Consider the following 5,088-nt stretch of genomic DNA (forward strand, 5'->3'; position numbering starts at 1 on the left):
GTTCACGACATGATCGCCGGGCGCGACGCGCCACAGCCGCAGGGCGAGAACGGCCTCGGCAGGATCCTCGCTGATCTCGACAGCCATCAATGCCGGTTCCCGCTGCGCGGTGAAGGCGCGGCTATGCGCTTCTGCGCGGCTGAAGTGACCGAGGCCGACTGGCTGCCCGGGTTCGCAGGCCGCTCCTACTGCACCTTTCACCGCCGCTTGAGCGAGGGGCGCGGCACGCCGGCTGAGCGTGCAGCGCCTCGTGTCTTGGAGAGACTGGCCGGATGACCGACCTCCTGCCGCACCCGTTGGCCGAACTGTTTCCGATGCTGTCGGAACAGGAAATGCACGAGATGGCCGACGACATCGTCACCTATGGCCAGCGGGAGCCGATCGTGCTGCTGGACGGCAAGATATTGGACGGGCGCAACCGCTATGCCGCCTGCCGCTTCGCCGAGGTCGAGCCTGTCTTCACCGACTATGACGGCGACGATCCGCTCGGCTTCGTGCTGTCGCTCAACCTGCACCGCCGTCACCTCAGCGAAAGCCAGCGCGCCATGGTGGCGGCGCGGCTGGTCGACTGGGATATCGGCATCAACCAGAGCACCGCCGGGTCAGCAAATTTGCCGACCCGGGAGGCAGCTAGACGGCTGTCGATTTCGGAACGCGCGGTGATCGCCGCCAAGCGCATTCGCGACCATGGCGCGGCCGAACTGATCGAGGCCATCCGCGACGGCCGGGTTTCCGTGCATGCCGGCGAGGCGCTGTCCGACCTGGCTGTCGAGGCGCAGCGCGAGGTGCTGGCGCGCGAGGAAAAGCACATCGTGGCGCGGGCGAAAGAGATCCGTGCCGAGCGCCAGCGGCTGCGCCACGCGGTGCGGCTGACGCATATGGACATGGTGAAGGCTAACGGCCAGGCCACGGCGGGCAAGCTGACACGCACCTATTCGGTCGGCTATGCCGATCCTCCGTGGAAATATGGTGTCCGCTCGGAAGTGACGGGGCGCGAGAAGAGCGCGGAAAATCACTATCCGACAATGACGACCGACGAGATCATCGCGCTGTTCCGAGAGCTTGATCCGTTCAGCGAAAACGCCGTTGTTTTCTGCTGGGCAACCAACCCGATGCTGCTCGACGGCTTGCGGCTGCTGGCCGAGCTCGGCTTCACCTATGTGCATCACTGGATCTGGGACAAGGAAGTCGCCGGCACCGGCTATTGGGGCCGCGACCGTCACGAGATACTGCTCATCGGCCGCCGCGGCGACATAGCAGCGCCCTTGCCCGGCTCGCAGCCGGAGACGGTGCACCGCGAGCGCAAGACAAAGCATTCCGCCAAGCCGGATTTCTATGCCGAGACGATCGAAAGGCTGTTTCCCGGTGTGGCGAAGATCGAGCTGTTCTGCCGCGCGCCAAGGCCAGGCTGGGACCATTGGGGGTTTGAAGCGAATCCCGAAGCGAAAGCCTCCGATGACAACGGTGGGATCAGCACCATCGAGGGAGCCCCCATGACGGGAGAGGCGAGTAGGCCCGATGCCGGGCGGTCGGCATCTGCAACGTCTGAGAGAATGGACGCGACAGCCGGAGAGACGGCACCTCCTCGCCCCTCGGTCACCGCTGAGCAACTTACGGAATTCAAGATGCTCGGCGCTGTCGCTGACGGCATCGCGGTTTCCGGACCGCTGTTTGAAACCCTGAAGGATCGTGGCCTGATCTGGGCCGGTAGGGAACTCTCCGTAGGCGGCGCCAAGCGTCTCGCTGAGTTAGGAAAGCTAGTCGATGCCGCCTCCGATGGCGATGCCGTCAATGTTGTCGGCGACAAGAAGCGCGGTTTCATTGATGCGTTGGGAGACTGGACCGAACTCAGACGGCTTGAAGGTCGTGAGGATCTCAGCGCGGACGAAGCCGCTCGGCTCGCCGAACTCAAGCCGATCGTCGAAGCCGAGTTGGCGGATGGCAAGGCTGGCGGGTCAGCGCCCCCCTCTGTCCTGCCGGACATCTCCCCCTCAGGGGGGGAGATTAGTCGGCCAAAGCGCGGCGCGCGCAAGGCGGTTCGCGCATGATCTGGTTGTTGCCCATTCTAGCTACCGCGCTGATCTGGCTGTGGCTTTGGTTTCGTCGCGATCCTGAGCTGGACTTCGATGATATTCGTGATGTCGAGATCGCGGTCACCGGAACACTACTGATCTGGTCAGCTTTTGCTCTGTTCTGCTTCATCTGGTGGGTGCGAGCATGAACGCTCCAATCACCATCGACGATCCTTACCTGACCTTCCTGCGCGGCAAGATGCAGTTGGCGAAAGCCGACGGCTTCGACGTTGCGCTCGATGACATCAACCCGGCCGGTGCGCCGCATTGCCGGGCGATCGTGCGCTGGGCGCTGAAGGGCGGCAGCCGCGGCATCTTCGCGTCGTTCGGCCTGCACAAGACATTCATGCAGATCGAGCTGATGCGGCTGATCGGCAAGTTCGCGCCTGGCCTGCGGCTGATCGTCATTCCGCTCGGCGTGCGGCACGAGTTCTTCGCCGAGGCGGCGGAGCGGTTCCACGGAGAATTCGGCGTCACGCTGAAGTTCATCCGCAGCGATGCCGAGATCGACAGCGACGACACGATCTACCTGACCAATTATGAAAGCGTGCTGGCCGGCAAGATCGACGCGTCGCGCTTCGTTGCCGCCAGCTTGGACGAGGCGGCGGTGCTGCGCGGCTATGGCACCAAGACGTTCCAGACCTTCCTGCCGCTGTTTGCTGCGGTGCGCTTCAAGTTCGTCGCCACGGCAACGCCGTCGCCGAACCGGACCAAGGAACTGATCCACTATGCCGGGTTCCTCGGCATCATGGACACCGGCCAGGCGCTGACGCGGTTCTTCCAGCGCAATTCCGAGACGGCCGGCGACCTGACGCTGTTCCCGCACAAGGAGGATGAGTTCTGGCTGTGGGTGCACAGCTGGGCGGTGTTTTTGCAATCGCCTTCCGATCTCGGCTTTCCCGACGAAGGTTATGTGCTTCCGGCGGTGACGGTGAACTGGCACGAGGTGCCGATCGACCATGGCACCGCCGGCTACGACCGCGACGGGCAAGGCCTGCTGATCCGCAACACGGCGCTCGGCGTGGTGCAGGCAAGTGCGGCCAAGCGCGACAGCCTGGCCGCCCGAATCGACAAGATGAGCGCGCTGCTTGCCGAGGATCCTGCGGCGCACGCCCTGCTCTGGCATGACCTCGAGGATGAGCGGCGGGCGATCGAGGCGGCGGTGCCGGGCGTGCGCTCGATCTATGGCACGCAAGGGTTGGACCCGAACGAAGCGAACGCCATCGGCTTCAAGGACGGCAAGTTCAAATACCTCGCCACCAAGCCGGAAATGTCGGGCGCCGGCAACAATTTCCAGAAGCACTGCCACTGGGCGATCTTCGTCGGCGTCGGCTTCAAGTTCCATGATTTCATCCAGGCGGTGCACCGCATCGTGCGCTTTGGCCAGCTGCAGGAATGCCGCATCGACATCATCTTCTCCGAAGCCGAGCGCGAGGTGCGCCGCAACCTCGAAGGCAAATGGGCCGAGCATGAAAGGCTGATGGCGCGCATGGCGGAGATCATCCGCCGCTATGGGCTCGACGGCCTGCCGCTCGACGACGTGCTGTCCCGCTCAATCGGCGTCACTAGGCGCGAAGAGCGCGGCGACATGTTCGTCATCGCCCACAATGATGCGGTGCTGGAGGCGCGCCAGACGGCCAGCGCCAGCGTCGGCGAGATCGTCACCTCGATCCCGTTCGCCAACCACTACGAATACACGGCGAGCTACAACGACTACGGCCACACCGACGACAACGACCATTTCTGGGCGCAGATGGACTTCTTGACGCCGGAGCTGCTGCGCATCCTGCAGCCCGGCCGGCTGGCCTGCATCCACGTCAAGGACCGGGTGCTGTTCGGATCGGTGACCGGCGAAGGCGTGCCCACCGTGTCGCCGTTCCATGCCGAGGCGATCTTCCACTATCTGAAGCACGGTTTTCAGTACATCGGCATGATCACCATCGCCACCGACGTCGTGAAGGAGAACAACCAGACCTATCGGCTGACCTATTCCGAGATGATGAAGGACGCCACCAAGATGGGCGTCGGTTGTCCGGAATATGTGCTGCTGTTCCGCCGGCCGCAGAGCGACCTTTCGCGCGGCTATGCCGACCAGCCCGTTGCGCATGCCAAGCCGCTGGTGATCGCCGCCGATGGCCAGCACGAGCGCTGGAGCGACGGGGACCGCCGGCCGCAGGTGCCCGACAGCGGCTACACGCTGGCGCGTTGGCAGCTTGATGCGCACGCCTTCTGGCCGTCGTCAGGCGACCGGCTGCTGACCACGGATGAACTGGTGCGGCTCGGTCCGAAGCCGTTGCGCGCGCTGTTCCAGAAGGTATCGGAACAGGCGATCTACGATTTCGAAATGCATGTGAAACTGGGCGAGGAACTGGCCGCGCGCGACAGCCTGTCGAAGACGTATATGACGCTCGACCCGCCGTCGAAACACCCGGCCATCTGGACCGACGTGGTGCGTATGCACACCCTCAACGGTCAACAGGTTCACAAGAACCTGGAGAAGCATGTCTGCCCGCTGCAGTTCGACATCGTGGACCGGCTGATCGACCGCTACTCCAATCCCGGCGACATTGTCTATGACCCGTTCGGCGGGCTGATGACCGTGCCCTATCGCGCCATCCTGAAAGGCCGGCGCGGCCAGGCCTCCGAACTTTCCGACACCTATTTTCGCGATGGCACGCGCTACTGCCGCGAGGCGGAAGCCAAGCGCGCCGTGCCGACGATGTTCGACATGCTGGGCATTGGCGAAAGCGATGACGTGGTGGAGGCGGCGGAGTGACCGACGACACCTCCATCCTTCGCGATATGGCCCGCCTGCGCAAGGCGCTGGAAAAGCGCATGCGCATCGACGATCGCGCCGAGGAACTGGCAGCACGCGAAAAGGGCCGGCCAATCCGGGCGGGCCAGCTTGCCGCCTATGACACCGCCGGGCTCGGCCGGAAGCTGCGGCCGATGCTGGAGTATGACGGCCGGGGCTGGCGCGCGCTGGCCGACGAGATCGGCGTGACCTCGCCTGACC

General features: G+C 64.3%; 5 protein-coding genes. All 5 read left to right on the forward strand.

Annotated elements, in window-relative coordinates; all coding sequences use genetic code 11:
• Positions 1-276, forward strand: a 276-nt coding sequence (locus tag EN750_RS39470) for a hypothetical protein (RefSeq protein ID WP_189526281.1), incomplete at its 5' end; no start/stop codon positions are given.
• Entirely contained in the window at positions 273-2,048 is a 1,776-nt protein-coding gene (locus EN750_RS17860; protein WP_127397202.1) for an MT-A70 family methyltransferase, read from the forward strand. The genes EN750_RS39470 and EN750_RS17860, both read left to right, overlap by 4 nt.
• On the forward strand, positions 2,045-2,221 hold the full coding sequence (locus EN750_RS39475; protein WP_189526283.1) for a hypothetical protein: 177 nt from the start codon (positions 2,045-2,047) through the stop codon (positions 2,219-2,221). The genes EN750_RS17860 and EN750_RS39475 overlap by 4 nt, the downstream gene beginning before the upstream one ends.
• Positions 2,218-4,848 (forward strand): DNA methyltransferase, encoded by a 2,631-nt coding sequence (locus tag EN750_RS17865; protein WP_127397203.1) that lies wholly within the window; start codon positions 2,218-2,220, stop codon positions 4,846-4,848. Before EN750_RS39475 ends, EN750_RS17865 begins: the two co-directional genes overlap by 4 nt.
• The coding region (locus EN750_RS17870) for a hypothetical protein (RefSeq protein ID WP_145967748.1) at positions 4,845-5,088 on the forward strand (244 nt) is incomplete at its 3' end. The genes EN750_RS17865 and EN750_RS17870, both read left to right, overlap by 4 nt.

It is taken from the genome of Mesorhizobium sp. M7A.F.Ca.ET.027.03.2.1 (assembly GCF_003999175.1).
GTDB lineage: Bacteria > Pseudomonadota > Alphaproteobacteria > Rhizobiales > Rhizobiaceae > Mesorhizobium.